The organism is Pseudostreptobacillus sp. (assembly GCF_977040545.1).
In genome coordinates, this window is sequence record NZ_CDRRBS010000103.1 from 1 (window position 1) to 3567 (window position 3567).

The window sequence follows — 3567 nt, forward strand, 5'->3', positions numbered from 1 at the left end:
GAATCTATTATAGGATTAATTATAGGAGTTGTACTTGCTTTTATTTTGTCTATATTTATGGATAGATTTGAGTATATATATGAATCTATTATGCCTATAATTGTAATAACTCAGACCATTCCTACGGTTGCAATTGCTCCGCTTTTAGTTTTGTGGTTTGGATATGGAGTATCATCAAAAATTATTCTTATTGTTATGACAACTTTTTTTCCTATAACAATAGCTCTTTTAGAAGGGTATAGATCAGTTGAAAAAGACAGTTTGATGTTACTTAAATCTATGGGAGCTACTAAGTTTCAAGAATATATACATGTTAAATTACCTAGCAGTTTACCTTATTTTTTTTCTGGATTAAGAATTTCAGTTTCTTATTCTATAATATCGGCTGTTGTTGCTGAGTGGTTAGGTGCATTTAATGGATTAGGTGTGTATATGATAAGGGTTAAAAGAGGTTTTTTGTTTGATAAAATGTTTGCAAGTATAATATTGATATCTATACTTAGTTTACTTTTTATAAATTTAGTCAAATTTTTTGAGAAATATATAGTTAAATGGGAGGAAAAATGAAAAAGTTTTTAATTTTTGTTATGATGAGTGCAATGGCTTTAATAGGCTGTGGGAAAGAAGAAGTGAAAGAAGAAGGTAAATTAACTAAGGTACAAATAGTTTTAGATTGGACACCTAATACAAATCATACAGGAATATTTGTTGCAAAAGAAAAAGGATATTTTAAAGAAAATGGTTTAGATGTAGAAATATTACCTGCCCCTGAAGGTAGTACAACACAACTTATTGGTTCTGGTAAATCACAATTTGGTATAAGTTTTCAAGATGAACTTGGAACATATTTTTCTAAAGATGAAAAATTACCTGTAACAGTTTTAGCAGCTATATTACAACATAATACTTCAGGATTAATATCTTTAAAAGAAAAAAATATACAAAGTTTTAAAGATTTAGAAGGTAAAACTTATGGAACTTGGGATTCACCTATAGAACAAGGGATGCTTAAATACTTAATGTCTAAAGAAGGTGCAGATTTTTCTAAGGTTAATGTAATACCATATTCTTGGGATGTAGTTTCTGCACTTAAAACTAATACTGATGCAGCATGGATATTTTATGCGTGGGATGGTATAGCTCTTGAAAATGAGGGTATAAAAACTAATTTCTTAGAAGCTAAGGTTTCACCTGAACTTGATTATTATACACCTGTTATTATTGGTAATAATGATTTTATAAAAAATAATCCAGAAGTTACAGAAAAATTCATATCAGCACTAAAAAAAGGATATATGTTTGCTGTTGATAATGTTGAAGAAGCCGCTGATATTTTAATAAAAAATTCTCCTGAATTAAAAGAAAAAAGAGATTTTGTTCTTGCTTCACAAAAATGGATAAATAATCAATATGTAGATGGAAATAAAGCTTGGGGTATAATAGATCAAAATAGATGGGATGCTTTTTATCAATGGTTATATGATTCTAAGGTTATAGATAAACAAATAGAAAAAGGATATGGATTCACTAATGAATTTAATAAATAAGCTTAGTGTTAGAAATTTAACAATTAGGTATGAAGATGATTTTATTATAGAAAATTTAAATATAGAAGTAAAAACTGGGGAAATGGTTAGTATAATAGGAAAATCAGGTAGTGGGAAAACAACAATTTTTAATGCTATATCTGGACTTTTAACACCAAACGACGGTAGAATATTTCTTAATGGTGAAGATATTACAGGGATAAATGGTAAAGTAGGATATATGTTGCAAAAAGATTTGTTATTACCTTTTAAGACTGTAAGTGAAAATGTTATACTTCCTTTAATAATAAAAAAGGTAATTAAAACTGAAGCTTTAAAATTAGTAGAGACAAAATTGGATATATTTGGTTTGAGAGAATTGAAAGATAAATATCCTAAAGAATTATCTGGTGGACAAAGACAAAGAGTAGCATTTTTGAGAACATATTTTTTTTCAAGTGATATGGTATTACTTGATGAACCTTTTTCAGCCTTAGATCAAATAACAAGATATGCTATGCATGATTGGTATATGAAAGTTAGGAAAGAATTAAATTTTACAACTTTACTTATAACTCATGATATAGATGAAACTATACTTTTATCAGATAGAATATACGTATTAACCAAAGAAGGAAAAGAGGCTAAAATAACAAATGTTTTAGAAGTGAATTTAGATAAAAGGACTACAACTTCAGAAGAATTTATTAGATTAAAAAAAATTTTAATAGAATGTTTAAAATAAAAAATGGCTTTAAGCCATTTTTTTAAAAATTAATATAATATATATATATTTGAGTAATTAATGAAAATAAAAAGAAAATATTAAAAGCAAAATTTCCAAAATCTAAAATAAATAAAAAGAAATTAAATAAAATTGTATATGTTAATATGTTTTTTATTGTTTCATATAAGTCTATGTTTTTTATATTTTTTAAAAATTTAATCATATTAAATCACTCCTGTAATCTTTTTATAACTCATAATAACATATTTGTAATTAAATTACAACAATTTTGTTAAAAAAATATAACAAAAATATTTTTTTGTTGTATTTTTATTACGTTTATGATATACTTTAAATATACAAATTTTGGAGGTGTCTATGAAATTAGGTGCAACTTTAAAAAAAAATAGAGAAAGAAAAGATCTTTCATTAAGAGAAGTTGAAGGGAAATTAAAAGAAAAAGGTATAAATTATGCTCATACAAATATTAAAAGAGTAGAAGATGATGATAATACGAAAGTTCCTATAAAAGTTCTTTCTGCATTATGTGAAATATATTCTTTAGATAAGATAAATATTTTAAATTTAGCTGGTGCAAATATTGAAGAAAAATCTGAATATGATGATGTTTTAAATAAAAGCGCTTTATTTTTTAATAATGAATCAATATCTGAAGAAGATAAAGAAAAATTATTTTCCGTTATATCAGAAATGTATTTTGAAGCTAAAATAGGTAAATAATAATGAAAAAAACTATTAAAGAAAAAGTATCGATTATAGTAAATACTTATAAAACTAGAAATCCTAAAGATTTAGCAAAAAAAAATTCTATAACTGTAATGTATAGAGATTTAGGTGAGATAAAAGGTTTTTTTAGAGATATTTTAGGAAAAAAATTTATTGCAATAAATGAAAATATGAGTGAATTTATGATTAATATGATACTTGCACATGAATTGGGGCATTATTTTTTACATTCAGAGGATCATGATAATTTAGTTGATATTAAGGATACGTTTCTTAATTTTGATAGCATATATGAGAAAGAAGCAAACCAATTTGCAGCTTATCTTTTATTTAGTGAAGATGCTGATAATAGAAAATATTATCCTAAAAATAGCTATGAAGAAAATATATTTAGAAATTTGTATAATTTATCACTTGAATAATACCGATAAGTATGATATAATGGAAATCTAGAAAAGTAATAGGAGGTGTAAGTAATGCAAGTATGTGAAGTATTTGGAAAAAAAGTAGGACACGGAAATTTAGTGAGCCACTCTCACAGAGCTACTAAGAGAATCTGGAGACCTA

6 protein-coding genes are annotated in these 3567 nt (G+C 25.2%); all 6 read left to right on the plus strand.

Features of this window, described 5'->3' with window-relative positions; all coding sequences use genetic code 11:
* Positions 1–567 (plus strand): ABC transporter permease (locus tag ACWYO2_RS05320; RefSeq protein WP_455515447.1); only part of this gene is annotated, 567 nt, incomplete at its 5' end.
* Positions 564–1547 (plus strand): ABC transporter substrate-binding protein, encoded by a 984-nt coding sequence (locus ACWYO2_RS05325; RefSeq protein ID WP_455515448.1) that lies wholly within the window; start codon positions 564–566, stop codon positions 1545–1547. The genes ACWYO2_RS05320 and ACWYO2_RS05325, both read left to right, overlap by 4 nt.
* Positions 1531–2271 carry an ABC transporter ATP-binding protein gene (locus ACWYO2_RS05330; protein WP_455515449.1) on the plus strand — a complete coding sequence of 247 codons (741 nt, stop codon included), beginning with the start codon at positions 1531–1533 and terminating at the stop codon, positions 2269–2271. Before ACWYO2_RS05325 ends, ACWYO2_RS05330 begins: the two co-directional genes overlap by 17 nt.
* A 360-nt stretch (positions 2272–2631) precedes the next feature.
* Positions 2632–2994 carry a hypothetical protein gene (locus tag ACWYO2_RS05335; protein ID WP_455515450.1) on the plus strand — a complete coding sequence of 121 codons (363 nt, stop codon included), beginning with the start codon at positions 2632–2634 and terminating at the stop codon, positions 2992–2994.
* Between the two features lie 2 nt (positions 2995–2996).
* Positions 2997–3422 (plus strand): ImmA/IrrE family metallo-endopeptidase, encoded by a 426-nt coding sequence (locus ACWYO2_RS05340; protein ID WP_455515451.1) that lies wholly within the window; start codon positions 2997–2999, stop codon positions 3420–3422.
* A 54-nt stretch (positions 3423–3476) separates the two neighbouring features.
* Positions 3477–3567, plus strand: a 91-nt coding sequence (locus ACWYO2_RS05345) for a large ribosomal subunit protein bL28 (RefSeq protein WP_455515452.1), incomplete at its 3' end; no start/stop codon positions are given.